Raw genomic sequence first — 24,982 nt, 5'->3', positions numbered from 1 at the left:
CGAGGAGCTAAACAATGACACCCCAAAAAACGCTAAGCCGCTCATCCTATATTTTGGTGATCTGCTGTATTGCCGCCATCGGCGGTTTCCTGTTTGGCTTCGACAGTGGCGTGATCAATGGCACGGTGGATGGTCTACAAACCTCTTTTAACTCTGATAGTGCAGGCACTGGCTTCAATGTCGCGTCAATGTTGCTGGGCTGCGCAGTTGGGGCTTTCTTTGCTGGCCGCTTGGCAGATCGCTTTGGTCGTCGCACGCTGCTGATCGTAGCGGCGGTGTTCTTTCTGATTAGCGCCTGGGGGTCGGGCGTAGCCGGCAGTTCAATGGAGTTTGTGGTATATCGAATTCTTGGCGGGCTTGCCGTAGGTGCTGCCAGTGTGATGACTCCGGCCTATATCAGCGAAGTCGCGCCTGCTGCTTACCGTGGCCGCTTGGCTACCATTCAACAGGTGGCCATTATCTCGGGTCTGTTTATGGCTTTCTTGAGCAACTACGTGTTGGCGTATGTATCCGGTTCCGCAATGTCTGAGCTGTGGTTTGGTTTTGCGACTTGGCGCTGGATGTTCTGGATTGAATTGATACCTGCTTCTATCTTCTTGTTAGCGTTACTGTTTATCCCTGAAAGCCCTCGTTATCTGATTAGCACTGGCAAACAGAGCGAAGCCCGCCGTGTGCTTGGATTAGTGATGCCAGAACGGGATGTCAGTAGCAAAATTGATGAAATTAACGCCACGCTGGATCAAGATCACAAGCCGCGCTTAAGCGATGTGGTTAACCGTACCACTGGCAAGCTACATGGCATCGTTTGGGTAGGGATTGGTTTGGCGGTCTTCCAGCAGTTGGTGGGCATTAACGTGGTGTTCTATTATGGCGCGGTGCTGTGGCAGTCGGTGGGTTTCTCCGAAGGCGATGCGCTACTCATCAATGTGATCTCCGGTGCAGTGAGTATTGGTGCCTGCCTGCTCGCCATTGCGCTGATCGACAAAATTGGCCGCAAGCCGCTGCTCTGGGTAGGGTCGGTAGGCATGGCGGCGACTTTAGCGTGCCTCTCCTACGCCTTCTCTACCGCAGCGATGGTAGATGGCAGCCTACGCTTAACCGATGACATGGGGGTGTTTGCACTGCTGTGTGCCAACCTTTATGTGCTGTTTTTTAATGCCTCTTGGGGGCCGGTGATGTGGGTCATGCTGGGAGAGATGTTCCCCAATCAGATGCGTGGCTCGGGGCTTGCAATTGCTGGTCTTTTCCAGTGGCTGGCCAACTTCGGTATCACCATGACCTTCCCGATTATGCTGGCATCCATCGGGCTGTTCGGTGCCTATGGTTTTTATGCCATCAGCGCCATTGCTTCGGTCTTCTTTGTTATCTACTTCGTCAAAGAGACTCGCGGTAAAGAGCTTGAAGCGATGGCCTACGAGTAAACAACACTGCCAAGAAGGACACCACAATGACGCAACAACGTGTAGAAGTAGCTCAGGCGCTCAATATGAGCCTGGGGGAAAGCCCGTTATGGTCAGTTGAGCGGCAAACGCTTTATTGGGTGGATATAAACGCGGGAGTTATCTATGCCTGGCAAACTTCTCAGTCGACAGGCCTCACTCAAATGGAGTTAGGTGAAAAAGTGGGCTGTATCGCGCTATGCGAAGGTGGCTTGCTCGCGGCCCTGGCGTCGGGAGTGGTGCGTATTCCGCTGCCTTTCACCGGACAGTATGAACGGCTTGCTGCTAATCCAGAGTGGCAGGAAGGCCAGGGAAACCGCTTTAACGATGGCCGCTGTGACGCTGCTGGGCGCTTTTGGGTTGGTACCATTGATGCTCAAGAGTCACAGCCAACCGCCGCACTCTACTGCTATCGAGAAGGTGAGCTTAAACCGCAAATCCCACACCTAACGATTTCAAATGGGCTGGCGTTTAGCCCCGATGGCCGCTGGCTCTATCACGCTGATTCGCTAAGCCGATCCATTCAACGCTATCCCTATGATGTGACAAGCGGCGAAAAGGGGGAGCCGCACTGCTGGGTCGACCTGGATGCGCTGGACCTACCTGGTGTGCCGGATGGTGCTGCAGTTGATCGCCAGGGCGACTACTGGTGCGCGCTCTACAATGGCGGGCGGGTCGTGCGTTTTTCGCCGCAAGGAGAACTAGTGGGAAATTACCCCGTTCCTTGCCCGCACCCCACCATGGTGGCGTTTGGCGGTAAACAGCTGGATACCCTCTACATTACTACCGCTATGCAACACCTGGATGCAGCAGACAAGGAGCGCTGGCCTCTGGCAGGTAGCTTGCTGCAAATGGAAGTGGGAAGGCTGGGGTGTGTTGAGCCATCATATGCTGCCCCGCTGGCATGATGCAGCGGGGCTCATGTGTCATTAATAAACAATAAAATACTAATTAAATGTCGTTTGATAATAGTGTTGGCACAAGTTGTCGTTGTTTAAGTTGTTGTATTTTTTGATGGTTTTTATTTTTTTGGTATGGGTTGGTATGGCATCTGCAATAGTTTTGATAAGAGTGAAATGTCAGGAAGACACGACGCTCTTACCATCAGCACAGTTTTGAAATCACAGTTTTTAAATATTGAAATGAAAGCGAAGCCATATCAGGAGGCACGATCATGAAGAAGGAAGCTCTCAAGAAACTTGGCATCCTAGGCGTATCTTTCGGTTTAATCGCCAGCCCGCTAGCATTTGCTGGCATGGAAGGTAACGACGAGTATGAGCCTACTCCGCAAGAAGAAACAACGCAGGATGAGCAAGGCGCCTTTAACTCTTTCGACTCTGAGCAAGAGCATGGTACGACTCATGACGGTGTAACTACCGAATATGAAGAGGAAGAGCAAGAGTTCACTTATGAAGAGGAGGAAGAAGAGCAGGATGAGTGGGAAACAGAGGAGGAAGATGAATCCGGCTGGTAATCCAACACTGCGAAAGGATTAACTTCTACCCCTGCTCATGGATGAGCTAAGAAATGCCCCGCCTAAAGCGGGGCATTTTTGTGGGCAGCACCACTCAATGTGGCATATTTCAGACGCATTGCGTGAAGCATATCGTTAGCGATTACCCTCATCGAACATTCGTAAATTGCAATCGATGAATTGCTAGCAACGATCAATAGTTAGGGACGCTCAATAGCTAGCGCTACCCCTTGGCCACCGCCAATGCACAGCGTCGCGAGGCCTTTTTTAGCGTCACGGGCAATCATTTCATGTAGTAAAGTGATCAGCACTCGGCAGCCTGAAGCACCAATAGGGTGGCCAATGGCAATAGCACCGCCGTTAACATTGACTTTGGAGGTATCCCAGCCAAGTTCTTTGTTCACGGAAAGTGCCTGCGCAGCGAATGCTTCGTTAGCTTCAACCAAGTCTAGGTCGTCCAGGCTCCAGCCCGCTTTTTCCAAACAGCGGCGGGTTGCAGGTGCTGGGCCAATGCCCATGATAGCAGGATCGACGCCTGCGTTAGCGTAAGCGGCAATACGTGCCAGTGGCTCCAGACCTAGCTCTTTCGCTTTTTCAGCGGAGCAGAGCATAACGACGGCAGCGCCATCGTTTAAGGATGAAGCGTTACCAGCGGTAACGGTGCCATCTTTTTTAAAAGCAGGGCGCATGCCACCGAGTTTCTCAGCCGTTACTTCGCGCGGGTTTTCATCGGTATCAAATACTACGGGGTCGCCTTTGCGCTGGGGAATTTCAACAGGCACGATTTGCCCTTTGAACTTACCCTCTTTAATCGCAGTAGCAGCTTTTTGCTGGGAAGCAGCGGCAAATTCGTCCATTGCTTCACGTGTGATGCTGTATTTTTCTGCCAAGTTTTCTGCGGTAATGCCCATATGGTAGTTGTTAAAGGCATCCCATAGGCCGTCATGTACCATTGAGTCGATAGCTTTCCAGTCACCCATACGCTGCCCATTACGGGAATTAGGCAAAATATGGGGCGATGCTGACATGTTCTCCTGACCGCCAGCCAAAATAATTTCAGCATCTCCGCAGCGGATAGCTTGAGTGGCTAGGTGCAGCGCTTTCAAGCCAGAGCCGCACACTTTATTAATCGTCATTGCCGGTACGGATTCGGGAAGACCTGCCTTAATTGCCGCTTGGCGAGCAGGGTTTTGGCCGACACCGGCGGTTAACACTTGGCCAAGCAGTACTTCGTCAATCTGCTCGGGGGCAACGCCTGTAGTCGCGAGGATGTCTTTTATTACCAGTGCGCCTAAGTCACTGGCAGGAATGCCGGCAAGCGATCCACCAAAACTGCCTACGGCGGTGCGGCGTGCCGCAACGATAACCACGTCTTGCATACGATGACTCCTTGGGTAAGTAACGCAACGGTCCGATTGACGATAGGTCAGCATAAGTATCGCTGCCCATCCATTTTTGTCAGCCGTGTTTTGTCAAACTTACTGTCAGCATAGGGGAAGGGAGTGCATTGCGGCAATACGCAATTACGGGCAAATAAAAACGGGCCGATTAAAGGCCCGTTAACAAGTGCACTTGCTCGGTCATACGCCTTATGCTAGCTGCACAGGAATCGCATTGCTGGTATGGCTCACGTGGTTACCTTCCTGCAGGTACACAAGTGCAGGCTGGTGATTATCAAGTTCAGCTTCGGAGTAGTGAGCATAACTGCAAATAATAATACGGTGCCCTGGTGCAGCTAAATGCGCAGCCGCACCATTAATAGAGATCAAGCGAGAGCCTTCTTCGCCACGAATGGCGTAAGTAGTAAAACGCTCGCCGTTTTCTACGTTATAAATCTGAATCTGTTCATTTTCGCGAATGCCTGCCATATCGAGCAGCTCACCGTCGATAGCGCAGGAACCTTCGTAGTTGAGTACCGCATGGGTAACGCGGGCCATATGCAGCTTGGCTTTGAGCATAATGGTTTGCATGGTAACTCCTAGATAACGAAGCTAGCCTAGCGGCTAGCGTCAGTAGCAGCATTTGGCAGCTGCACGCTGAGGTTGTCGATAAGCCGAGCAGGGCCGAGTTTCGCGGCGGCTAGGATTACCGCTTGGCGCGTTGCGGAAGTCACCGGGCCAAGGGTAGTATCACGTAGCTCAAGGTAATCGGGCGTAAAGCCAGCATCATACAGCGTCGTTTTGCCACGTTGTAGTACCTGTTTGGCGCATTCGCCGCGCTCTAATGCATCCCTTAGTGTGCAAAGGGTGCGATAGAGAGCCGGAGCCGTAGCGCGCTCTTGCTTGTTGAGGTAGCCATTGCGTGAAGAGAGTGCAAGGCCATCCTCTGCCCGCACAATAGGCACGCCGATAATTTCAATGGGCATATGCAGGTCACTCACCAGCTTACGAATTACCGCTAGCTGCTGGTAATCCTTCTCGCCAAAGCAGGCAATGTCAGGCTGCACCAGATTGAACAGCATGCTCACCACAGTGGACACGCCATCGAAATGCCCAGGTCGTGATCCGCCGCAAAGGCCTTCTCCCACCTCAGGTACATGCACTGTTGTTTGAGCAGACAGGCCATTAGGGTAAAGCGCGCTAACGGTTGGAGCGAACAAGATATCGCAGCCTACATCAGTTAGCTGTGCGTGGTCCGCTTCAAACGTACGCGGGTAAGCGTCCAGGTCTTCACCAGGACCAAACTGCATGGGGTTCACAAACAGACTAGCAACTACGATGTCGGCATGCTGGCGGGCTCGAGAAACGAGCGCTAAGTGGCCTTTGTGTAGGTTGCCCATTGTGGGCACCAACGCAATCCGTTGGCCACCCAAACGGTGCTCGCGGAGGATGCTGCGTAGGTCGTTGATATCTCGCAAAGTGCGCATAAGAGAAGTATCGTTCACAGGCTGTAAAAAAGCCGAAGGCACTACTTAAAAGCAGTGTTCCGGTGCTGGGAAGGCACGGGTCTTGACCGCTTCATGGTAGTTCTGAAAAGCGTTTTGAATGCTATCAGCGTCGACCATAAAGTTTTTGACGAAACGCGGTGTGCGGCCGTTGGTAACGCCCAGCACATCGTGCATTACCAATATCTGGCCGTCGGTGTCTGGGCCAGCGCCAATACCAATCACTGGCACGTCTAGGGCTTCGGTAACGGCTTTACCTAAGCTTGCTGGTACGCACTCAAGTAGAATGACCGAAGCACCTGCCTCAACCAGTACCTTGGCATCGTTGATGATTTGCTCGGCCTGGGCAGCTTCACGGCCCTGTACTTTATAGCCACCTAACTGATAGACGGTTTGCGGGGTTAGTCCCAAGTGGGCACATACCGGAACGCCGCGACGGGTCATCTCGCGGATGCCGTCGGCCATCCATGCTTCACCTTCTACTTTGACCAGCTCGGCACCGGCGCGCATTAGGGCGGCAGAGTCTTCCAGCAGGCGTTCGGTAGTGGCATTGCTCATAAACGGCAAGTCAACCATCAGTAGGCTGTGACCTTTACCCCGTGCCGCACAGCGGGTGTGATAGCAAATATCATCGATGGTAACGGGTAGCGTGCTGTTGTGCCCTTGCAGGACCATGCCTAGGGAGTCGCCCACTAGTAGGACATCAATGCCTGCATCGCTGGCAGCATGGGCAAAGGAGGCATCATAAGCGGTCAGGCAGCTGAACGTTTCGCCGGCGCGTTTGTACGCCTGCAGAGTGCTCAGGGTGACGGTTTTCATGGCGTGCTCTCATTTTCTACGTGGGGCCGATGCGTCTCATAGGAAGCCGGCCATTATTAACGCTGCATCCTTGCATGCGTGAAGTGGCTTAACCGGTAATTGTTACCTGAATGGGGGCTTGGTGTCGAGATTTGTGTCAGATGGTAGCAGAGGTGGTGACATCTGCTAGTAGCTCAGTGTGGCTTAAGCGTTTGATCGCGGAGTGGTCTAGATGAGCTAGCCAATGATCTAGTGGCTGCTGGTGCAGCGGGAGCGACTGACCTGCGGCCACTTCTGATAGTGGCACCAATACAAAGGCACGCTCATGCATATGAGCATGAGGGACTCGTAGCCGTGGGTGCTCAACTGTCCGCTGCCCATAGAGGAGCAGGTCTAAATCAAGCGTGCGAGGGCCCCAGTGGCGTAAACGCTGGCGTCGATGGCACTGTTCTAAGGCCTGTAGTTGGTCGAGCAGCGCCAGGGGCGAGAGCGCTGTTTCAATAGCAGCGACCGCATTAATAAAATCGGGCTGGTCTTGGGGCCCTACAGGGGGGGTGGCATAGAGTGAGGAGCATGCTACTAATTGACTAAGCGGCAGTTGCCCCAGCTCAGTAAGCGCGTGTTGAACCTGCGCGATGGGGTTTTCCAGGTTGCTGCCTAGGCCAATGTAGGCAAGTTCCATCGTGACACTCATGGATCTGTTTTACGCGGTTTGCGGCGTTTTTTGCGACGCCGATCACCTTGGCTCGCTGGGTCGCTGCCGACTTTTTGCAGTAGGCGGCGCTGCTCGTGTTCGTCGCCTTGTTGAAACGCTGTCCACCAATCCCCTAAGCCTCGCGGTAGTTCACCGGCTTGCTCACGCAGTAGCAACAAGTCATAGGCGGCGCGGAAACGTGGGTGCTCTCGGGTCTGAAAAGCGCGTTTGCCACGGCGCATGGGTAAGCGGGTCTGCAGTTCCCAGATTTCGCGCATGGGCATACCGAAGCGCTTCGGGATCGAGGTGTGCTCAAGCTGACGAGATACTACTTCCTGGGCAGCGGTTTGCAGAGCAGGAATAGCGGGCATGCCTTCACGCTCCAGCTCGGCCTGGCGGTGTGCTACGGGTGCCCACAGAAACGCAGCCAGCAAAAAAGCTGGGGTAACCGGGCGGTCTTCAGCAATACGTTTATCGGTATTCGTCAGTGCCAGCTCGATTAACTCTTCGGCCCAGGCGGCGTCTGCCATGGCTTCTTCCGCTTCGGGGAAAAGCATGCCAAATAGGTTGTAATGGCTGAGCAGGCGGAAAGTGATCAAGCCATGCCCCGACATGAATAGCTTAAGCACCTCATCAAATAGACGTGCTGGCGGAATCTGCAATAACAGCGGTGCGAGGTCAAACATCGGGGCTTCGGTAGCCGGATCGATGGTGAAGTCTAGCTTGGCAGCGAAACGCACGGCCCTTAGCATACGCACTGGGTCTTCTCGGTAACGTGTGGCTGGGTCACCAATCAAACGTAGCGTGCGTGACTTAATATCCCGCGCACCATTCGCGAAGTCGTGAATGGTGAAGTCTGCAATGTTGTAGTACAGCGCATTGACGGTAAAGTCGCGGCGTAGGGCGTCCTCTTCAATATTGCCCCACACGTTGTCACGCAAAAGCAGTCCCGCGTCGGATTGCTGGGCGATATGATCGCCGTGCTCGTCTTGGGGCTTGCCACGGAAAGTAGTGACCTCAATCACTTCGCGGCCAAAGCGTACGTGCACAATGCGAAAGCGCCGACCAATCATGCGTGAATTACGAAATAAATCGCGCACTTGCTCCGGCGTAGCGTTTGTCGCCACGTCGAAATCTTTAGGCATTTTTCCCAGCAGTGCATCACGAATACAGCCACCTACCAAGAACGCGCCAAATCCGGCACTGTTCAGGCGATAAAGAACTTTTAGAGCGGCATCGCTGATTTGCTGACGAGAAACAGGGTGCTCGGAGCGCGGAATAATACGTGGACTGAGAGCCTCTGAGGCTTCCACTGGGGAATTGAGCAGGGATTTCAATTGCTCTCCCGGGTTATGTAAGAAACGGGTAAATCCTTTGAACATGCGACGATATCGACTCGCAGGGTATAAAAAGTGACCATATAAATTAGCGGCAAGCTGCTGAGTGTAGCCGACCCCTTAAAACTTGCAAAGCGTCTATGGTGGGTTTAGTAAAAGCAAAAGCCACTAAACGCGGAAAGGGGAGGCTAAGTTAGCCTCCCCTATAAAGTAGACAATCAGCGTCCATGCTGCTGTTTTTCTTCATGATGGCACATCGCCCTGAATACGCACCGCAGTCGGTAGGCGTGAAACCAGTCTGATTCCGACCGCCTCGTATTCAAAACAATAATCCAACCGCGAACTTTTTCTACCCGGCGAGTTGTTGTTGGCTCCGGGGTGTACAAACGCTCTGCTATTATTTTTGTTGGTATGCAAAAAACTTGTTGTACGTCGCGTCCATTTGGGCTCTTGCTAGCTGTTGTTATTGTTTGCTGCGCTTATGTTGCATAACGTCTGCATAACGTCTGCATAGCGCGTGCAAGTAATGAGACTCAAGCCTGTTGTTCTTGTTAGTGCTGTTATCTCTGCCTAGCCTTGTTGTTTTTGTTATGGCTTAGGTCGGGCGGTGTCATGTTTTGTTTTTGTTGGCGACTTACCGCGTTGCCCAGTTTGTTTTTCTTACCCAGTAATATTGCACTCACTGTGCCACCTAATGGATATGGTAGGAATTTCATAAGCTTGGCGTTTTTGAGCTATGCCAAGTCACCAAGGGCAGTAGAAAGTGTTACCCGCTTTTGAGCGATTTTTAGCTCTAATTGTGTGGGAAGGTAACAGTAGTGAGGTAACGAATTTTGAATGTTTCTTATTAAAATCAGTACATTAGACGTTAGTAGAAGATGGCCTTGAGGCCGCCCTTGTGGCATTACCTAGCCGGGCCTTCGAGCTGTTTTTTTGCGTGGAATACCTAGCCGCTGGCGGCGTTCCCATAGGTTCTTACGGCTAATACCAAGTTTTTGAGCCAACTCGGTTTCACTCATCTGATCCTGATGCTCTAGCACAAAGTGTTGAAAGTAATCTTCCAAAGAAAGGTCGTCCTCTTCAGCTGCTATTGGGCCCTCATTGGTCACGTTAGTAGAGCTAGCTGTTGGTGAACTGGTCGTGGGTGGAGGCGGGCGGTGAGCCACCGGGCCCAGGCCCAGGTCATCCGGGTGGATCAGGTGCCCTTCAGCTAGAATAACGCCTCGCTCTAGAGCATTTTCCAGCTCTCTCACATTTCCTGGCCAGGGATAGTCCTGGAGATCTTGGCGGGCTGCACGTGATAGCCGGAGCCCCTGGCGCTCATGACGCTTGCACGCTTTTTCTAACAGAATATCGGCAATTTTAAGTACGTCTTCATCACGCTCTCGCAGCGGAGGTAGCTCTATCTGCATCACGTTTAGGCGGTAATAAAGATCAAGACGAAACTCGCCGCTTTTTGAGAGTGCGCGTAAATCCCGATGGGTGGCGGCGATGAGGCGCACATCTACGTGACGGGTTTCGACGGAGCCTATTTTACGAATTTCACCTTCTTGAAGTACACGCAGCAGGCGGGCTTGGGCGTCCAGCGGCAGCTCACCAATTTCATCTAAAAATAGTGTACCGCCGTCGGCAGCTTCCACTAGACCGGTACGGGCAGCACTGGCGCCGGTGAAGGCCCCTTTTTCATGACCAAATAATTCTGATTCAATCAGTGTTTCTGGGATTGCCGCGCAGTTAACGCAGATTAGCGGCGCTTTGGCCCGCTTGCTTTGCTGGTGAATAGCACGGGCGACGAGCTCTTTGCCGGTACCTGATTCCCCTTGGATTAGCACGGTAACATCTGCAGGTGCAGTTTTTCTGATGCGAGTGTAGACCTGCTGCATGGCGGCGCAGTTGCCGATCATTGTCTGACGCCCCCCACCTTCGTCGGTAATGTCTGGTGGAGTACCTTGTTGCATCGACTGTTTGTGTAGGATGCGCTCGACGGTTTCCAAAAGCTCCGTGTGATCAAAGGGTTTTGCGACATAATCAACCGCCCCTTGTTTGAGGGCGTCAACAGCAGAGCGCATGCTAGCGTAGCTGGTCATGATAAGCACAGGAGCAGGCGCCGCAGCACTGATCAGTGTTGTGCCAGGCTCTCCCGGTAGGCGCAGGTCGCTGATGATGAGGTCAAACTCACTGAGTGGCAAAGCGCTAGCCTCTTCAGCCGTTGCGGCTTCGCTCACCGCATAGCCATGGCGCTCCAATAAGCGTTTTAAGGCGCTGCGAATAATCGCTTCATCTTCAACAATCAGTATCCTGGGCATAAGGTGAAAGATCATCCTGTTGGTAGAGCGGTAGCCAGAGAGTAATGGCGGTGCCGCGAGGCTGTCCGGGAGGTGGCGAGGCCACTTCTATTTTGCCTTGATGCTCGTTAATAATTTGATACGCCAGCGATAGCCCAAGCCCAGTGCCCTCACCCGCCGGTTTGGTGGTAGTAAATGGCTCGAACAGACGATCTTTAACGCTAGGCGCAATGCCGTGCCCATCATCGCTTACCCGCCACCATGCATGGCTCGCCTTTGTGCCTGCTTCGATGCGTATATTGCCTTGGTACTGGCAGGCATCCCGTGCGTTACTCAATAAGTTAACCATGACTTGGGTTAAACGTTGGTCATCACCACGCACCACAATATCGCTGGGGCAGGCATTAGTGAAGATAACATCCTCTCCCGAGCGAGCTAAGTGGATCAAGTGTAACGCGTCTTCGCTAATGGTCTTAAGTGATGCAGGAGCTGTGGGTAGTGGGGTTGACTGCCGCCCACCGTGAGCAAAGCCTACTAGCGAGTTAACGATTTTAGTGACCCGTTGGGTAAGCTGCTGGATTTGATCAGCGGTCTCTAGAAGGGCTGGATCGTCGGTGTCATAGCGTAGGTTTTGTGCCAGTGATGAAATGCCGGTAATAGGATTGCCAATTTCATGGGCAACCCCAGCAGCAAGTTGACCAATAGAGGCAAGGCGGGCGGCGTGGATTAACTCATCTTCGAGCCACTTCATTTCCGTATGGTCTTCCACCAGAATTACGCTGCCGCCTCGGCTGTCGTGACCACTTAGCACGGCCTGGTGCAGTGTCAGAAAGTAGTCTTTGCCGTGTAGCGACACTGACTGCTTATAAAGCGGTGTCTGGGAAGCTTTAAGAACACTGCTTAGCAGAGCAGGCCAAGGAGCAGGCAAGCTATCCCGGTGCGAGCCAATCACGCTGTCGCCGCTAATGCCTGAGAGCTGAGAGAGTGCTTGGTTCCACATAAGCAGTTCATCGTCATCACCTAGTACGCATAGCCCGACAGGTAAGTTGGCCAGAGTTTGGCGGTGGTGGCGGCGCAGGCCGTCAAGCTCGCGGGCCAGCCCGGTGAGCCTTGAACGGTAAGCCTCCAGCCGGCTTTCGACAAAGTGAATATCGTCGGTAATAGGGGCATCATCGTGGCGGTAGGGTAAATAACGATCAACAATATCCCTGGCCACGGATGGACCCATAAGGCCGGATAGGTTGGCCTGAATACGGTCACGCAGGCGGCGAAGCGCATACGGGCGCCGCTCCTGGGGGGTAAGATTGAGTGCCTTCAAAGCGCGGTCAACTTCGCGGCCAGCGGCTTCATCACCAAGCGCCTGGGCAAGGTGTGTGGGAAAGTCGGCAGCGGTTGCCGCCTCTAGAGGTAAGCGCTTGGAACGGATCACTGCGTCTACCGAGCAGGCTTCAGCTGCAGAGCGCTCTCCCTCTGAGGTGCGGGTAAACAGCGAGACCACGATTAACAGTAGGATATTAATCGCGAGAGAAATTAGTGTGGCGTTGTACCAGTCTGGTGCTCCCTCGGGCATCAACGGTGTGAATGGAAGCGTTGGCAGTGATATGTCGAAAAGGAGCGGCAACCACAGGCCCCACAGCCAGATAGTAGTACCACCGATCAGCCCTGCCACCATGCCCTTACGGTTTGCGCCAGGCCAATAAAGTAATGCCAGCATGCCAGGTAGGCACTGGGCCATGCCCACAAAGGCAGCTAGCCCTAGGTTGGTTAGTGAGTGGTAGCGGCCAACGCTTTCGGCAAATAGCCAGCCTCCCAAAATAACTGCTACTACCAAGCCTCGGCGTAGCCACAGTAGCCAGCCGTATAAATCGCTTTGTGCCTCCGGCGGGCGTGCTACTAATACTACGTGGTTCAGCAGCATCCCGGAAAGAGCCAGGGCGATCATCATCATGGTGCCGCTAGCGGCCGCTAAACCACCAATGAATGCCAGTGCCCCTACCCACCAGTGCTCCGACATTACATAGGCAGCGTAAGCAGCCATCGGCACCGACTCATTGGTGGACTGTGCCGCCCACCAAATAAGCGGCACAGGTAACGCCATTAGCAGTAGGAACAGCGGTAGCGACCAGCTTGCCTGGAGTAGAGTGTGTCGGGAAAGGCTTTCGGCGAAGGTGATTTGGAATAAGTGCGGCATCATAAAAGCAGCAGCAAAAAACAGCAGTAGCAGCGTGCGCCACTGCGGTGGTTCCAGCTGTGATGTTGCGGCCTGAGCTGCTGCACCAGGGCCTTCTAGCCACTGTTGTAAATCGTGCGGCCCGTCAAACACCCACCATAGTGCAATGGCACCTAGCCCGAGCATGGCTAAGAGCTTGATCACTGACTCAAAGGCAATCACGCTCAGCAGTGTGTCGTGTCGGTGCCGATGGCTATAGCGTGCGCCAAACAGCACTGCACAGCCTGCAATTACTGCACAAAATAGCAGTGCAACGGCAGCACTGTAGCGACTGCCGGTCAGTAGGTGTATTGCATCACTCAGGGTTTGCACCTGAATGCCTAGTAACGGCATTACTGCGAGAAGACTAAGCAGCGTGACCATGGTGCCTATCCAGCGCGAACGGAAACGAAAGGCAAATAAGTCAGCTAGCGAGGAGAGCTGGTAGGTGCGGGTGATGCGTTGAATGGGCACCAGTAGTACAGGAGCAAGTAAAAAAGCGCCTGCGGCGCCAAGGTAATAAGCTAGATAGCCAAACCCAGATTTAGAGGCGAATTCAACGCTGCCGTAAACCGCCCAGGCGCTGGCATATACGCCTAACGCCAAGGTGTAAACAACCGGGTGGCGTGTCACCCGCACCGGCACCCAGCCACGCTCTACGGCTGTCCCGCAGCCAAAGAGTAGCGCAAGGTAGCCGAGGCCCAGGAGAAGTACACCGAGTAACTCAACGCTCATCTAGCTTCCTCTTTTGCTCTAGCCATAGCGTTAGCGCAATTAGTCCACCCCAGATAGCAAACGGCCGATACCAGGCAACGCTGGGGTCACTCCAGCCATCCATTAGCAGTGGTGAGAGCAAGTAGCCCCCAAATACTAGAAACAGCATGATGCGATAAACGTACATGTCAGTGCTCCGAGGGTTGCGCACGATGGTGAAAAGGCGTCAGCTGATCGACTGACCAGTGCGCTATTGCCCAGCGTAACTGCGTCTCTGGTGCTTCTTGAGCCAGCTCGAAAGGTGGCATTTGGTCAAGCGCCTGTAAGGCTTGAAACAGTTGGTGACGAATGCCGTCGTCACTCTCTGCCAATGGGGGGGCTAAGTTCTGTTTGGAGAGCTTTTGGCCTTCATCAGTCACCACTAGCGGCAGGTGAAGATACCGGGGTGTGGGTAAGTTGAGTGCCGCTTGAAGTTGGATCTGCCAAGGCGTGTTATCCAGGAGATCAAAGCCCCTGACGACATCGCTAATATCCTGTTCGGCATCGTCCATCACTACTGCAAGCTGATAGGCCCACAGTTGATCTTTGCGTTTTAGCACCACGTCGCCCAGTGTGGCGGGGTCGAACTGTTGATAGCCAAACAGGCGGTCATGCCAAGCAATGGGGCGTTGAGCTAAATCGCTGCGTAGTCGCCAAGCAACGGGTTTGTTAGCCTCACACTGTCCGTTACGGCACCAGCCAGGGTAAATCGCAAAGTCTTGCCACTGCTTACGGGAGCAGCTACAGGGGTAGGCTAAGCCAAGCGTAATTAGACGGTCTAATGCTTGCTGATAAATCTCATGGCGGCCGCGTTGCCAAATCACTTCTTCGTCCCAATGCAGGCTAAATGCTTCAAGCTGGCGAAGAATGGTGCTGTCGGCGCCTACTGGGCAGCGGGGAGGGTCAATGTCCTCTATGCGTACCAGCCAGACGCCGCCCGCCGCTCGGGCATCCAGGAAGCTGCCCAAGGCTGCAACGAGCGAGCCAAAATGGAGAGGGCCTGATGGCGTGGGAGCGAAGCGCCCTCGATAGCGAGCAGAATGTGTCATGGGGGCCAATAATGACTTCAATTAAAGTGACCAACAAAAACGGGCACCCTAAAGGTGCCCGGCTTTTGTAGTTGCGTCCAGAGCTTTACCGCTGAGGTTGTTAACCGCCGAGCTGTTTCTCTTTAAGCTCTGCCAGCGTCTTGCAGTCAACGCACAGTGTCGCTGTAGGGCGCGCTTCAAGACGACGAATACCGATTTCAACACCACATGCTTCGCAGAAGCCGTAGTCGTCTTCATCGATCTTATCGATCGTTTCATTAATTTTTTTCAACAACTTACGTTCGCGGTCCCGGGTGCGCAGTTCAAGGCTGAAGCCTTCTTCCTGGGTAGCGCGGTCAGCGGGGTCGGCGTAGTTGTTAGCGTCTTCTTGCAGGTGGCGTACGGTACGATCCACCTCTTCCATGAGATCCTGTTTCCAATCCAGAAGCAGCTGGCGGAAGTGCGCAAGCTGCTTCTCATTCATATACTCTTCACCTGGTGCTGGCTCATACGGGGTGAAGGACTTGGACGCTTCCGGTTTCTTTTCCGCTACTGGCATGGGAGTGCCCCTTACGTATGTGACTGCTGATCGACCATGAGCGTGTGCCACGATCTCACGCCAAAGGGATGCTTGTTTAGCTGAAATTTGGCTGTGTTGCAAGCATAATAGTCAGTATTCGACCAAGGTCTTGTGGTTATTTGACCTCTCTCATACTTTTTCGTTGTGTTGTTAAAACCGTATTTTTACGACGGTACATTGTGTGTTGTAGCTGTTTGTATAGCCGAGTTTCTATGAATATAAGGTGAAGGAGCCATTATGGCCTGGAATTCCCGCGTGAATTATGTCGCGCCTTTCCGCGTGATGCACTTATTAGAAATGGCCCAGGCCCGAGAGGCTCAGGGCCACGATGTGATTCACCTGGAGGTAGGCGAGCCTGATTTTGCCACACCAGCGCCTATTGTCGCTGCCGGACAGCAGGCGCTGGCAACGGGCAAAACGCGTTACACGCCAGCTGCCGGTTTGGCTACATTGCGCGAAGCCATTGCAGGCCATTACGCCGAGCATTTCAATGCCGCCGTAGACCCCGCACGTATTCTAGTAACGCCGGGAGCCTCTGGGGCACTGTTGTTGGCCAGCCAACTACTGGTAGAGGCTGGTGATAGGGTGCTGATGGCTGATCCCAACTATCCCTGTAATCGCCATTTTATGGCCCTGGCTGGTGCACAGGTTGACGCCATTCCGGTTGGTCGTAGCAGTGGCTGGCAATTAGACGCACCGTTGATAGAGCAGCATTGGCAGGCACACACTCGCCTAGCCATGTTAGCGTCGCCTTCTAACCCCACTGGACATACGTTGAGTGCTGAGGCTCTGCAGGCGGTATTCAGGGCTGTGGCAGCCAAGGGGGGCGAGGTCATTGTCGATGAGATCTACCAGGGGTTAAATTATGACGACACACCACTCTCGGCGACATCGCTTTCCGATCAAGCCTTTGTGGTTAACAGCTTTTCAAAATACTTTGGTATGACCGGCTGGCGCTTAGGGTGGCTGGTAGCACCGGAGCATGCGGTAGAACCGCTAACCCGGCTAGCGCAAAACGTATTTCTTGCCGCTCCAACACCTTCCCAATACGCCGCACTTGCTGCTTTTACCCCGGAGTGTCGGGATATTCTTGAAACGCGTCGGGCAACGCTGAAACAGCGTCGCCAAGTGCTACTGGATGGATTGGCGCAGTTGGACCTGGCACCTGATCTTCCACCTCAAGGTGCGTTTTACCTGTGGCTAGATATTTCTCGTTACAGCCGAGATAGCCAAGCCTTCTGCGAACGGTTGCTGGTTGAAGAGAATGTAGCTATTACCCCTGGGATTGATTTTGCCCTTGTTGGCGGCGAGCACCACGTGCGTATTGCCTTTACTAACGATGTGGCACGGCTACAGGAGGCCGTAGTACGCATTTCCCGCTTCGTGAGCCGGTTATGATCACCTATGAAGGCTTGGAGCCGGGTGTGCTGCTACGCCGCTACAAACGCTTCTTGGCGGACATACGTTTGGAAAGTGGCCAAGAGGTCATTGCCCACTGCCCTAATACCGGCTCTATGAAGGCGGTCAATATGCCAGGCTGCCGGGTGTGGCTTTCGTCAAGCGATAACCCTAAGCGTAAGCTGGGTTGGACTTGGGAGTGGATTGAACTACCTCAGCCAGATGGCACCCTGGCACTGGTTTCGGTACATACCGGACGGACAAACCGCATTGTAGAGGCTGCAATTGAGGCGGGCGATATTACACCACTGATGGGCTATCAAACGCTCAAGCGGGAAGTGAAAGTTAATGATGCTCGACTCGACTTTCGCCTGGATGACCCGCAGCGTGGTACGGTCTATATCGAAGTAAAGCAGGTGACTCTGAAAGAAGCCGATGGTCACGGCTATTTTCCAGACTCCGTGAGCGTTAGAGGCACCAAGCATCTGCATACGCTAACAGCGCTTGCCGAGCAGGGGGAGCGGGCGGTGTTACTGTTCTGCGTCGCCCATGAAGGCATTGCCGATGTAGCTCCGGCTGCTCATATCGACCCTGTTTATGCGGCAGCGCTAGCCGAGGCGGTAAAGGCCGGTGTGGAAGTGCTGGCTTACGGTATCACGCTGCGGTGGGAGGCAGATAAACCAGTCGCAGTGCGCTTAGCGCGTCGGCTACCGGTTCGGCTATAAGTACTTATCGCTCGATATAGAAACGCTGAATAAAATTGACCGATTCGGGCGATTGATTACGGTCGTAGCGCACGTCTAGTTCAAAGCGCATGGCCTCGTCATGTCGCATGGTAAATGGTGCTAGATGGTAGGTAGCATCTCCATCATGCACGGTACGAAAGCTCAGAGGCTCTTGGGTGCCGGTAAGGCCGCTAACATAGCCCTGTATGCCAGCACTCACTGGGCGAGTGCTGCCGTCCTCCATGCGCTCGCGTACGCTTACATTAACTAGGCCTCGGTTAGCGCTACGCTGAATGCTGTGTGCCTGGGCTACTTCCGGTGTAAGGAAACTAGTGCTCACCGCACTGTAGTGGATATCGTAGTCACCAACCTGAACGAACTGCTCCGCGTTGGCGTTGGTTGTGGTCATTAGCATTGTAGCCAAGCCAGCGCTGAGTAGTAAGCTGCGTAACATGATGCTTTCTCCTACTGCTTGATGTGAACCGCGTTAGCGGCGGCGTACTCTAAAAATAGCGATTTCACCAAATAGGTTAGGCCACCACTTGGATGTCCAATGCCCTCGGTGCTCGCCAACGCCTACTGCACGATCAACAATCACCAGCCCTTTTTCACGGCACAGGTGCTCAAAGTCGTTGAAGGTCGACAGGTGAATGTTAGGGGTGTCGTACCAAGCGTGGGGCAGCGATTTGGAAACAGGCATATAGCCGCGCAAGCCAAGGTGAATGCGGTGACGCCAGTAGGCAAAGTTAGGAAAGGTAATAATCCCTTCTTCAGCTACCCGTAGCATTTCATCGAGCATTTTATCTGGCCGGCGCAGAGCTTGCAGTGCTTGGGTCATGATTACCTGATCGTAGCTGTTATCGCAAAAGCTACCTAGGCCGTCGTCGAGGTTATGCTCAATCACGTTAACGCCTCGCGCTACGCATTGAGTAATGCCTTTGGGGTCGATTTCCAGCCCATAGCCGGTGACGTTTTTCTCTTGCGCCAAGCGTTCCAGGAGCGCTCCATCTCCACAGGCTAAGTCTAATACATGGGCTCCCTGGGGTACCCAGTCGTAAATGAGCTCTAAATCAGCGCGCATCATTGTGTCTCCTCTCCACCCGTTTTATGGATCGCTAGCTCATGGGCTACTCGGCCCATAAAAGCGCTGAACAGGGCGTGATAACGCGGTTCGGGTAGTAAAAACGCATCGTGGCCGTGGGGAGAGTCGATATTGGCATAGCTAACCGACTTACCCGCACGGGTTAAAGCGTCTACCAATTCACGGGAGCGTGAAGGAGGGAAGCGCCAGTCGGTGGTGAAGCTGACAATCAAGAATGGGCACTGGGCAGGGGCTAGCGCACTGGCCAAATCACCGGAGTGAGCGGCTGCGGGGTCAAAGTAATCCAGCGCCTTGGTCATCAGCAGGTAGGTGTTGGCGTCAAAAGCGGTGGAGAAGGTGTCTCCTTGATAGCGCAAATAAGACTCTACCTGGAACTCTACATCGAAGCCGAAATTCAAGTCTTCACTGCGCAGGTCGCGGCCAAACTTACTTCCCATTGCGTCTTCTGAGAGGTAGGTGATATGGCCTACCATGCGCGCTAGCTTAAGCCCTCGTTTAGGCACGGTAGCGTGCTCTACGTACCAGCCGTCAAAAAATTCAGGGTCAGAGCGAATTGCATGGCGGGCGACCTCGTTAAAGGCAATATTCTGTGCTGAGAGGCGTGGCGTAGCTGCAATCACTATTGCGTTGGCGACCCGTTCGGGGTAGGTGATGGTCCACTGGAGCACTTGCATGCCGCCCAGGCTGCCACCTACTGCAGCAGCCCAGCGATCAATACCAAGACGATCGGCAAGCCGTGCCTGGCTGGCTACCCAATCACTGACAGTAACCATAGGGAACTCAGGTCCCCATTGACGGCCCGTTTCCGGATTATGGCTAACTGGTCCGGTGCTGCCGTGGCAACCGCCTAAATTATTAAGCGAGACGACAAAAAAGAGGTTGGTATCGATGGATTTGCCCGGTCCAATATGGGCATCCCACCAGCCTGGCTTACGATCATCTGCGCTGTGGTAGCCCGCTGCATGGTGGTGGCCTGAAAGCGCATGGCAAATTAATACCGCATTAGAGCGCTCGGCGTTCAGCGTGCCGTAGGTCTCATAAATAAGCTCATATTCGGGCAATACCTTGCCGCAGGCAAGCGACAGTGGGGTGTCGAACTTGGCAATGTGGGGCGTGACAAGGCCAACGGAGTCCGCTGGCCGGTCGTTAAACGCGAGAGTGTCTGAATCAGGCATTGAGAGCGCTAGTCCTGCAAATAAGTCCTATTGAAAATAAGTCCTGCTGAACTTGGCGTTAAAGTTAAAGCCCTACCAATGATCCTGGCAGGCCAGCAGCACGAACTAATGATCCCACTACCAAGCCATCCACGACGTTAATGGCGATAAACACCACGATCGGTGATAGGTCGATCATTCCTAGTGGAGGGATAACCTTGCGTACGGGCGCCATGATTGGCTCAACTAGTTGCATGACCAGCAGCGCGCCAGGGTGGCTGGCGTTAGGGGCTACCCAACTCAGGATGATCATTACAATCATGGCAAAGAAGTAAATCTTCAAGATGGCATTCGCTAAAGCGGCCACTCCAGCAATTAGCAGCCCAGCGATCGGCGGCATGCCAATGCCAATTACCATGAAGATGGCAATAATAGTGACAACTTTAAGAGTGAAGCCAGCCGCCAGCGTGGCTAGGTCAAATCGTCCGCCTACTGGGCCTAAAAATCCCTGGAACAAGCCAACAACAGGCTGGGTGATTTTGACGACCGACTGGCTAAGCGGGTTGTAATAATCAGCCCGTGATGCCTGCAGCAGAAAGCGCAGCATAAGTAAGAATAAATATATGTTAATAAGGGTGTTAACTAACATTAACCCGGCACTACCCACTTGGTTGCCCATGGCTGCGTCTCCATTGCGTTAAGTTTTTGCTTAGCTTGCACTTAGTTCCTTGGCCATTGCCTGGGCGCGGTCAGCGCAGGCCTGCATGGCGTCGGCAATAGTAGTGCGTAGCTGGGCATCTTCCATATGTTGAATAGCGCGTTCTGTGGTGCCGCCCGGCGACATCACGTTTTGTTTCAGTGTGGCAGGATCTTTATCGCTCTGTTGTGCCATGGTTGCGGCACCGAGGGCGGTTTGGATAGCCAAGCGCCGGGCGGTAGCGGCAGGTAGGCCAAGCTTGACGGCAGCCTCTTCCATTGCCTCAAACATTAAAAAAAAGTAGGCCGGAGCGCTACCAGAGACAGCGGTGACTGCATCAAGTAGATGCTCATCTTCCACCCACTCGACAATACCAACCGCTTCCATCAGTTGGGTTGCCTGGGTGCGCTGGGCCTCGCTAACTGCGCCATTGGCGTACAGGCCGCTGGCACCTATGCCGACGAGCGACGGGGTATTGGGCATGCAGCGCACTAGCGCTGTTTTACCACCTAGCCACTGATCAATGGTATCGGCATCGAGGCCTGCTGCAATAGAGATAACCAGTGGGGATTGTTGCTGCACGCTGGTGCTCATTGCCTCACAAACGCTGCGCATAATTTGCGGTTTGACCGCAAGGACAACCACATTGGCATCCTTAACTGCAGCATTGTTATCAGTCTGGGTATTCACTCCTAGGCGCTGCTTCAATGACGCTAGCTCGCTCTCATTAGGTGCTGTTGCCGTGATATCTGAAGGGGCAACGCCGCTTTCGATCAGGCCGCCGATAATGGCACCTGCCATGTTGCCTGCGCCAATAAAGGTGATCTTACTCGCCATATGGATATCCTGTGTTGAGAAATGGGCCGCACGTTAGCGGTGATGTACGTTTCTGTGCAGCAGCACTGCGATAGTGTTCTAGATAGTGTTCTAACTGTTGCTGCGTGCACCAAAAATAGCCGTGCCTAAGCGTACCAGAGTAGCGCCTTCGGAAATGGCAGCTTCTAGATCGTCACTCATCCCCATGGAGAGCGTGTCCAGTTGTGTTTCGGGTAGCGCGGCTTGCAGCTTTGTTAGTAGTTGGCGCAGCTCGGCAAATGGTATCCGTTGAGCAGCGAAGCTTTCGGCTGGCGCGGGAATCGCCATCAAACCACGTAGCCGAAGCCGCGGGAGTGCGGCTACGTCATGTGCAAGTGCAATCGCTTCTTCGGGCATAACGCCTGACTTAGAGGCCTCACGGCTAATATTGACCTGCAGGCAAATATTAAGTGGTGCGAGATTCGCTGGCCGCTGCTCGCTTAATCGCTTGGCGATTTTTAAGCGCTCGACGCTATGCACCCAGTCAAAGTTTTCTGCTACTGCGCGGGTTTTATTGGACTGTAGTGGGCCAATGAAATGCCACACGATATCATCCAGATCGGCAAGCTCGGTCTGCTTCTCCAGCGCTTCTTGCAGATAGTTTTCACCAAACTCACGTTGGCCAAGCTGCCATGCTTGGCGGATCAATGATGCCGGTTTTGTTTTGCTCACCGCCAATAATGTGGCCGTACCCTGAGCACGCTCCGCGTCTTCTAGCGCTTTACGCAAGCGTGCACGCGCCTGATCTAATGAATAGCCGAGTGACTCGGGAAGCGCGATGTCTGTCATACTCAAGCACCTTACCGCAGCTGGGAAAGTAGAGTTGGATATTACCGAACTGCTGGCATGCTCGGCAAAGCAGAATGTATATGACTTGCACCTTTCTATGGCTTTACCACCCATGATACGTGTTGACGGCGATATTCGTCGGCTTAATGTACCTGTTACGGTCAATAGTGTGGTGTGGAATATGGCTCCCATAAATTCAAGGAGCGTAGACACCGCCAAGAACTCGCTGACCACGAGCGCCGGTGACCGAAGGCAGATTGCCGGGCAGACTGTGTAATCTCTGATAGGCAAGCCAAGCAAAGGCACCGGCTTCAATCCAGTCCTCAGGCCAACCATAAGCCGCAGGAGACTCGAACTCAGCGTTAGGCAAGTGAGACGCAAGTCTACCCATTAAGTACTTATTGTGTGCGCCACCCCCGCAGGTAATTAATGTGATGCGTTGGTGACTTAATGGTAGTTGCTGAACCCCTTGCGCAATGCTTACCGCGGTAAGCTCAGCAAGTGATGCCTGCACATCCTGAGGCGCCTCTCTGCCGGTCAAGTGGCTTTCCAGCCATGGCAAATGAAATAGCTCGCGGCCAGTACTACGAGGCGGTGGCTGGTGAAAGAAGGGTTCTTGAAGTAAGCGATTTAGCAGTGTCTGGTTTACCCTGCCACTGGCCGCCCAAGCACCATCTTGATCGAAGCGCCCTGGGTAATGCTTTGAAAACCACGCGTCTAGCAGTACGTTCGCGGGCCCTGTGTCGAAGCCGATCACAGACTTAGCCGTATCGCTAGGAAGCCAGGTCACATTGGCAAAACCGCCGAGGTTGAGCACCAATCGCTCACCTGACGTTTGGCTGAATAAGGCTTGGTGGAATGCGGGGGCTAGTGGGGCGGCCTGGCCCCCAGCGGCTAAGTCTCGGCGGCGAAAATCAGCCACTACAGTACAGCCAGTTAGCTCGGCAAGCAGGCTGGGGTTATCTAATTGCAGCGTATAGGCAGCGCCTCCATCGTGCCCATTCGGAGCGTGCTCGATAGTCTGTCCGTGGCTACCAACAGCGCTAATCCGGTCAGTTGGCACGCCTTGCTGTGCCAATACCCCTTTAACTGCCTCTGCCTGCAGCTCACAAAATGCAGTTTCTGCTGAGGCTAGTTCAGCAAAACTTACCCGCTGAGCATGGCATAGGTTTAGTAGCTGTTGGCGTAATACGTCAGGCATAGGCGCTGCATAAGTGCTGAGTAATTCAGGCGCAGAGTGTGGCGCAATAGCGACCAAAGCCGCGTCGATACCGTCCAGGCTGGTGCCTGACATCAATCCAACGTAATAAGCAGCTGGTGTAGGTGGTGATGTTTTCATAAAGCGACTCATTCAAAACGGGGTGAAGGCTCAACCAAGACGGTGGGGCATGATAATATTGCGCACTAATAGTCATTAAATGCCTGTGACGGCATATATTACATGGAGAGAGGCAATGAGTGAGGTGGATCAGACGTTAGCACTGCTAGCACGGGGTACGCACGAAATCCTTGTAGAGGATGAGTTGAAGAAGAAGCTGGCCTCGGGCCGTAAGCTGCGTATTAAAGCTGGTTTTGATCCCACCGCGCCTGACCTGCATTTAGGGCACAGCGTTTTGCTGACCAAAATGCGTCAGTTTCAAGACTTAGGGCACACGGTTATCTTTTTGATTGGTGACTTTACTGGCCGTATTGGTGACCCTACCGGCAAAAACGTTACTCGCAAGCCGCTCACTGAAGCTGATGTAAAAGCCAATGCAGAAACCTACAAGGAGCAGGTGTTTAAAATCCTCGATCCTGAAAAAACCGAGGTGCGCTTTAACGCTGAGTGGTTTGGTGAACTAACGGCTGCGAAAATGATTGAGCTGGCTGCGCAGAGTACTGTGGCTCGAATGTTGGAACGCGACGATTTTGAAAAGCGCTATAAAGCTAATCAGCCAATCGCCATTCACGAGTTCCTTTACCCGCTGGTACAGGGCTATGACTCCGTAGCGCTTGAGGCAGACGTGGAACTAGGTGGCACCGATCAGAAATTTAACCTGCTGATGGGCCGCGAGATCCAAAAACACTTCGGTCAGGAGCCGCAAGTTGTGATCACCATGCCGTTGCTAGAAGGTTTGGACGGCGTGCAGAAGATGTCCAAGTCGCTCGGCAACTATGTTGGGGTCGATGAAGCACCAGGCGCGATGTTCAACAAGCTGGTGTCTATGCCCGACAGTTTAATGTGGCGCTACTTCGAATTGCTCTCTTTGAAGTCTAACGCAGAGATAGATGCGCTTAAGCATAGTGTTGAGCAGGGTGCGAACCCACGTGATGTAAAAATGGAGCTAGCGCGTGAGCTTATTGCCCGCTATCACAGTGAAGAAGCTGCTGCAAATGCACATAAGTCAGCGGGTAATCAGCTGGCTGATGGTGAACTGCCCGAAGACCTTCCTGAAGTAGAGGTAGATTTTGAAGGCAATGAACAGGCGCCTATTGCGGCAGTGCTCAACCGCTCTGGCCTTACTAAGAACAGTGCCCAAGCTAAAGACATGCTGAAAAACGGCAGTGTTAAAGTGGATGGGGATGTGGTTGCCCAAGACACAATGTTAGCCACTGGTAAGGTCTATGTTATTCAGGCAGGCAAGAAGCGTTACGCCCGTGTGACGCTTATTTGAACTTTTTGATAATTTTTCTCTCTAAAGGCCTTGCCAAAGCGGCAGCGAGTCCGTAAAGTACGCATCCGCTGCCGGGGACGCCAAGCGTTACCAGCGGTGAATAAGGTGTAAAAACCTTGGTTTGTCA

The 24,982-nt window shown here is 53.4% G+C and carries 24 protein-coding genes and 1 pseudogene; 7 read left to right on the top strand and 18 right to left on the bottom strand.

The annotated features are described in order from the left end of the window. Window positions 1–14: 14 nt before the first annotated feature. The 3 genes from CPA45_RS09050 (at window position 15) to CPA45_RS09040 (ending at window position 2,913) form a co-directional block, all read left to right on the top strand. Entirely contained in the window at window positions 15–1,421 is a 1,407-nt protein-coding gene (locus tag CPA45_RS09050; RefSeq protein ID WP_096651235.1) for a sugar porter family MFS transporter, read from the top strand. Between the two features lie 26 nt (window positions 1,422–1,447). Continuing rightward, the gene (locus CPA45_RS09045; RefSeq protein ID WP_096651234.1) at window positions 1,448–2,347 is read left to right on the top strand and encodes an SMP-30/gluconolactonase/LRE family protein; all 900 of its coding nucleotides are present in this window, start codon (window positions 1,448–1,450) and stop codon (window positions 2,345–2,347) included. A 266-nt stretch (window positions 2,348–2,613) separates the two neighbouring features. Then, window positions 2,614–2,913, top strand: a complete 300-nt coding sequence (locus CPA45_RS09040) for a hypothetical protein (RefSeq protein WP_096651233.1) — start codon at window positions 2,614–2,616, stop codon at window positions 2,911–2,913. A 200-nt stretch (window positions 2,914–3,113) separates the two neighbouring features. Here the strand turns inward: CPA45_RS09040 and CPA45_RS09035 are convergent, their stop codons facing one another. The 11 genes from CPA45_RS09035 to dksA all read right to left on the bottom strand — a co-directional run bounded on the left by CPA45_RS09035 (window position 3,114) and on the right by dksA (window position 15,460). After that, the gene (locus tag CPA45_RS09035; RefSeq protein ID WP_096651232.1) at window positions 3,114–4,292 is read right to left on the bottom strand and encodes an acetyl-CoA C-acetyltransferase; all 1,179 of its coding nucleotides are present in this window, start codon (window positions 4,290–4,292) and stop codon (window positions 3,114–3,116) included. A 210-nt stretch (window positions 4,293–4,502) separates the two neighbouring features. Continuing rightward, on the bottom strand, window positions 4,503–4,883 hold the full coding sequence (gene panD, locus CPA45_RS09030; RefSeq protein WP_096651231.1) for an aspartate 1-decarboxylase: 381 nt from the start codon (window positions 4,881–4,883) through the stop codon (window positions 4,503–4,505). Window positions 4,884–4,909: 26 nt separating this feature from the next. After that, the gene (panC, locus tag CPA45_RS09025; RefSeq protein ID WP_096651230.1) at window positions 4,910–5,779 is read right to left on the bottom strand and encodes a pantoate--beta-alanine ligase; all 870 of its coding nucleotides are present in this window, start codon (window positions 5,777–5,779) and stop codon (window positions 4,910–4,912) included. A 45-nt stretch (window positions 5,780–5,824) separates the two neighbouring features. Further along, the gene (gene panB, locus CPA45_RS09020; RefSeq protein WP_096651229.1) at window positions 5,825–6,616 is read right to left on the bottom strand and encodes a 3-methyl-2-oxobutanoate hydroxymethyltransferase; all 792 of its coding nucleotides are present in this window, start codon (window positions 6,614–6,616) and stop codon (window positions 5,825–5,827) included. 136 nt (window positions 6,617–6,752) lie between these two features. Beyond that, a complete protein-coding gene (gene folK / locus CPA45_RS09015; protein WP_096651228.1) occupies window positions 6,753–7,277 on the bottom strand; it encodes a 2-amino-4-hydroxy-6-hydroxymethyldihydropteridine diphosphokinase in 525 nt (174 codons plus the stop codon). 8 nt (window positions 7,278–7,285) lie between these two features. Further along, window positions 7,286–8,671 (bottom strand): polynucleotide adenylyltransferase PcnB, encoded by a 1,386-nt coding sequence (pcnB, locus tag CPA45_RS09010; protein ID WP_096651227.1) that lies wholly within the window; start codon window positions 8,669–8,671, stop codon window positions 7,286–7,288. 863 nt (window positions 8,672–9,534) lie between these two features. Then, window positions 9,535–10,932, bottom strand: coding sequence for a sigma-54-dependent transcriptional regulator (locus CPA45_RS09005; protein WP_096651226.1), 1,398 nt, complete (start codon window positions 10,930–10,932; stop codon window positions 9,535–9,537). Further along, window positions 10,910–13,855 carry an ATP-binding protein gene (locus CPA45_RS09000; RefSeq protein ID WP_096651225.1) on the bottom strand — a complete coding sequence of 982 codons (2,946 nt, stop codon included), beginning with the start codon at window positions 13,853–13,855 and terminating at the stop codon, window positions 10,910–10,912. The genes CPA45_RS09005 and CPA45_RS09000 overlap by 23 nt, the downstream gene beginning before the upstream one ends. After that, entirely contained in the window at window positions 13,845–14,021 is a 177-nt protein-coding gene (locus CPA45_RS22830; RefSeq protein ID WP_165771530.1) for a hypothetical protein, read from the bottom strand. Before CPA45_RS22830 ends, CPA45_RS09000 begins: the two co-directional genes overlap by 11 nt. Window position 14,022: 1 nt before the next feature. Beyond that, window positions 14,023–14,922: a tRNA glutamyl-Q(34) synthetase GluQRS gene (gene gluQRS / locus CPA45_RS08995; RefSeq protein WP_096651224.1), complete on the bottom strand. Its 900-nt coding sequence runs from the start codon at window positions 14,920–14,922 to the stop codon at window positions 14,023–14,025. A 100-nt stretch (window positions 14,923–15,022) separates the two neighbouring features. Continuing rightward, the gene (gene dksA, locus CPA45_RS08990) at window positions 15,023–15,460 is read right to left on the bottom strand and encodes an RNA polymerase-binding protein DksA (RefSeq protein WP_009101440.1); all 438 of its coding nucleotides are present in this window, start codon (window positions 15,458–15,460) and stop codon (window positions 15,023–15,025) included. A 258-nt stretch (window positions 15,461–15,718) separates the two neighbouring features. Here dksA and CPA45_RS08985 point away from each other — a divergent pair, with 258 nt between their 5' ends. Further along, window positions 15,719–16,879 carry an aminotransferase class I/II-fold pyridoxal phosphate-dependent enzyme gene (locus CPA45_RS08985; RefSeq protein WP_096651223.1) on the top strand — a complete coding sequence of 387 codons (1,161 nt, stop codon included), beginning with the start codon at window positions 15,719–15,721 and terminating at the stop codon, window positions 16,877–16,879. Beyond that, entirely contained in the window at window positions 16,876–17,604 is a 729-nt protein-coding gene (sfsA, locus tag CPA45_RS08980; RefSeq protein ID WP_096651222.1) for a DNA/RNA nuclease SfsA, read from the top strand. The genes CPA45_RS08985 and sfsA overlap by 4 nt, the downstream gene beginning before the upstream one ends. 4 nt (window positions 17,605–17,608) lie before the next feature. On the opposite strand, the gene CPA45_RS08975 is transcribed toward sfsA, so the two are convergent. The 6 genes from CPA45_RS08975 to CPA45_RS08950 all read right to left on the bottom strand — a co-directional run bounded on the left by CPA45_RS08975 (window position 17,609) and on the right by CPA45_RS08950 (window position 22,201). Beyond that, window positions 17,609–18,058, bottom strand: a complete 450-nt coding sequence (locus tag CPA45_RS08975) for a DUF4426 domain-containing protein (protein ID WP_096651221.1) — start codon at window positions 18,056–18,058, stop codon at window positions 17,609–17,611. Window positions 18,059–18,091: 33 nt separating this feature from the next. After that, window positions 18,092–18,685, bottom strand: a complete 594-nt coding sequence (gene metW / locus CPA45_RS08970) for a methionine biosynthesis protein MetW (RefSeq protein WP_078090347.1) — start codon at window positions 18,683–18,685, stop codon at window positions 18,092–18,094. Beyond that, window positions 18,685–19,881, bottom strand: coding sequence for a homoserine O-succinyltransferase MetX (gene metX, locus CPA45_RS08965; RefSeq protein ID WP_096651220.1), 1,197 nt, complete (start codon window positions 19,879–19,881; stop codon window positions 18,685–18,687). The genes metW and metX overlap by 1 nt, the downstream gene beginning before the upstream one ends. Window positions 19,882–19,945: 64 nt before the next feature. After that, on the bottom strand, window positions 19,946–20,539 hold the full coding sequence (locus CPA45_RS08960) for a YggT family protein (protein WP_078088850.1): 594 nt from the start codon (window positions 20,537–20,539) through the stop codon (window positions 19,946–19,948). Window positions 20,540–20,569: 30 nt separating this feature from the next. Next, entirely contained in the window at window positions 20,570–21,394 is an 825-nt protein-coding gene (gene proC, locus CPA45_RS08955) for a pyrroline-5-carboxylate reductase (RefSeq protein WP_096651219.1), read from the bottom strand. A gap of 90 nt (window positions 21,395–21,484) precedes the next feature. After that, window positions 21,485–22,201 (bottom strand): YggS family pyridoxal phosphate-dependent enzyme, encoded by a 717-nt coding sequence (locus CPA45_RS08950; RefSeq protein ID WP_096651218.1) that lies wholly within the window; start codon window positions 22,199–22,201, stop codon window positions 21,485–21,487. 34 nt (window positions 22,202–22,235) lie between these two features. Between CPA45_RS08950 and CPA45_RS23080 the strand changes: the two are divergent. Continuing rightward, window positions 22,236–22,376: pseudogene (locus CPA45_RS23080) on the top strand (twitching motility protein PilT); the annotation flags it as partial. Between the two features lie 21 nt (window positions 22,377–22,397). Here CPA45_RS23080 and CPA45_RS08940 read toward each other — a convergent pair. After that, on the bottom strand, window positions 22,398–23,540 hold the full coding sequence (locus CPA45_RS08940) for an anhydro-N-acetylmuramic acid kinase (protein WP_096651217.1): 1,143 nt from the start codon (window positions 23,538–23,540) through the stop codon (window positions 22,398–22,400). A gap of 115 nt (window positions 23,541–23,655) precedes the next feature. Here CPA45_RS08940 and tyrS point away from each other — a divergent pair, with 115 nt between their 5' ends. After that, on the top strand, window positions 23,656–24,855 hold the full coding sequence (gene tyrS / locus CPA45_RS08935; protein WP_096651216.1) for a tyrosine--tRNA ligase: 1,200 nt from the start codon (window positions 23,656–23,658) through the stop codon (window positions 24,853–24,855). Window positions 24,856–24,982 lie beyond the last annotated feature (127 nt).

It is taken from the genome of Vreelandella nigrificans, assembly GCF_002374315.1.
Classification (GTDB): domain Bacteria; phylum Pseudomonadota; class Gammaproteobacteria; order Pseudomonadales; family Halomonadaceae; genus Vreelandella; species Vreelandella nigrificans.
The sequence above is the reverse complement of the archived record's forward strand: the minus strand, read 5'-3'. Positions and strand labels throughout refer to the sequence as shown.

Bases quoted from the DNA above. Each gene is read 5' to 3' on its own strand.
- CPA45_RS09050 (WP_096651235.1), top strand. From the start codon at position 15: ATGACACCCCAAAAAACGCTAAGCCGCTCATCCTATATTTTGGTGATC.
- CPA45_RS09045 (WP_096651234.1), top strand. From the start codon at position 1,448: ATGACGCAACAACGTGTAGAAGTAGCTCAGGCGCTCAATATGAGCCTG.
- CPA45_RS09040 (WP_096651233.1), top strand. From the start codon at position 2,614: ATGAAGAAGGAAGCTCTCAAGAAACTTGGCATCCTAGGCGTATCTTTC.
- CPA45_RS09035 (WP_096651232.1), bottom strand. From the start codon at position 4,292: ATGCAAGACGTGGTTATCGTTGCGGCACGCCGCACCGCCGTAGGCAGT.
- panD (WP_096651231.1), bottom strand. From the start codon at position 4,883: ATGCAAACCATTATGCTCAAAGCCAAGCTGCATATGGCCCGCGTTACC.
- panC (WP_096651230.1), bottom strand. From the start codon at position 5,779: ATGCGCACTTTGCGAGATATCAACGACCTACGCAGCATCCTCCGCGAG.
- panB (WP_096651229.1), bottom strand. From the start codon at position 6,616: ATGAAAACCGTCACCCTGAGCACTCTGCAGGCGTACAAACGCGCCGGC.
- folK (WP_096651228.1), bottom strand. From the start codon at position 7,277: ATGGAACTTGCCTACATTGGCCTAGGCAGCAACCTGGAAAACCCCATC.
- pcnB (WP_096651227.1), bottom strand. From the start codon at position 8,671: ATGTTCAAAGGATTTACCCGTTTCTTACATAACCCGGGAGAGCAATTG.
- CPA45_RS09005 (WP_096651226.1), bottom strand. From the start codon at position 10,932: ATGCCCAGGATACTGATTGTTGAAGATGAAGCGATTATTCGCAGCGCC.
- CPA45_RS09000 (WP_096651225.1), bottom strand. From the start codon at position 13,855: ATGAGCGTTGAGTTACTCGGTGTACTTCTCCTGGGCCTCGGCTACCTT.
- CPA45_RS22830 (WP_165771530.1), bottom strand. From the start codon at position 14,021: ATGTACGTTTATCGCATCATGCTGTTTCTAGTATTTGGGGGCTACTTG.
- gluQRS (WP_096651224.1), bottom strand. From the start codon at position 14,922: ATGACACATTCTGCTCGCTATCGAGGGCGCTTCGCTCCCACGCCATCA.
- dksA (WP_009101440.1), bottom strand. From the start codon at position 15,460: ATGCCAGTAGCGGAAAAGAAACCGGAAGCGTCCAAGTCCTTCACCCCG.
- CPA45_RS08985 (WP_096651223.1), top strand. From the start codon at position 15,719: ATGGCCTGGAATTCCCGCGTGAATTATGTCGCGCCTTTCCGCGTGATG.
- sfsA (WP_096651222.1), top strand. From the start codon at position 16,876: ATGATCACCTATGAAGGCTTGGAGCCGGGTGTGCTGCTACGCCGCTAC.
- CPA45_RS08975 (WP_096651221.1), bottom strand. From the start codon at position 18,058: ATGTTACGCAGCTTACTACTCAGCGCTGGCTTGGCTACAATGCTAATG.
- metW (WP_078090347.1), bottom strand. From the start codon at position 18,685: ATGCGCGCTGATTTAGAGCTCATTTACGACTGGGTACCCCAGGGAGCC.
- metX (WP_096651220.1), bottom strand. From the start codon at position 19,881: ATGCCTGATTCAGACACTCTCGCGTTTAACGACCGGCCAGCGGACTCC.
- CPA45_RS08960 (WP_078088850.1), bottom strand. From the start codon at position 20,539: ATGGGCAACCAAGTGGGTAGTGCCGGGTTAATGTTAGTTAACACCCTT.
- proC (WP_096651219.1), bottom strand. From the start codon at position 21,394: ATGGCGAGTAAGATCACCTTTATTGGCGCAGGCAACATGGCAGGTGCC.
- CPA45_RS08950 (WP_096651218.1), bottom strand. From the start codon at position 22,201: ATGACAGACATCGCGCTTCCCGAGTCACTCGGCTATTCATTAGATCAG.
- CPA45_RS08940 (WP_096651217.1), bottom strand. From the start codon at position 23,540: ATGAAAACATCACCACCTACACCAGCTGCTTATTACGTTGGATTGATG.
- tyrS (WP_096651216.1), top strand. From the start codon at position 23,656: ATGAGTGAGGTGGATCAGACGTTAGCACTGCTAGCACGGGGTACGCAC.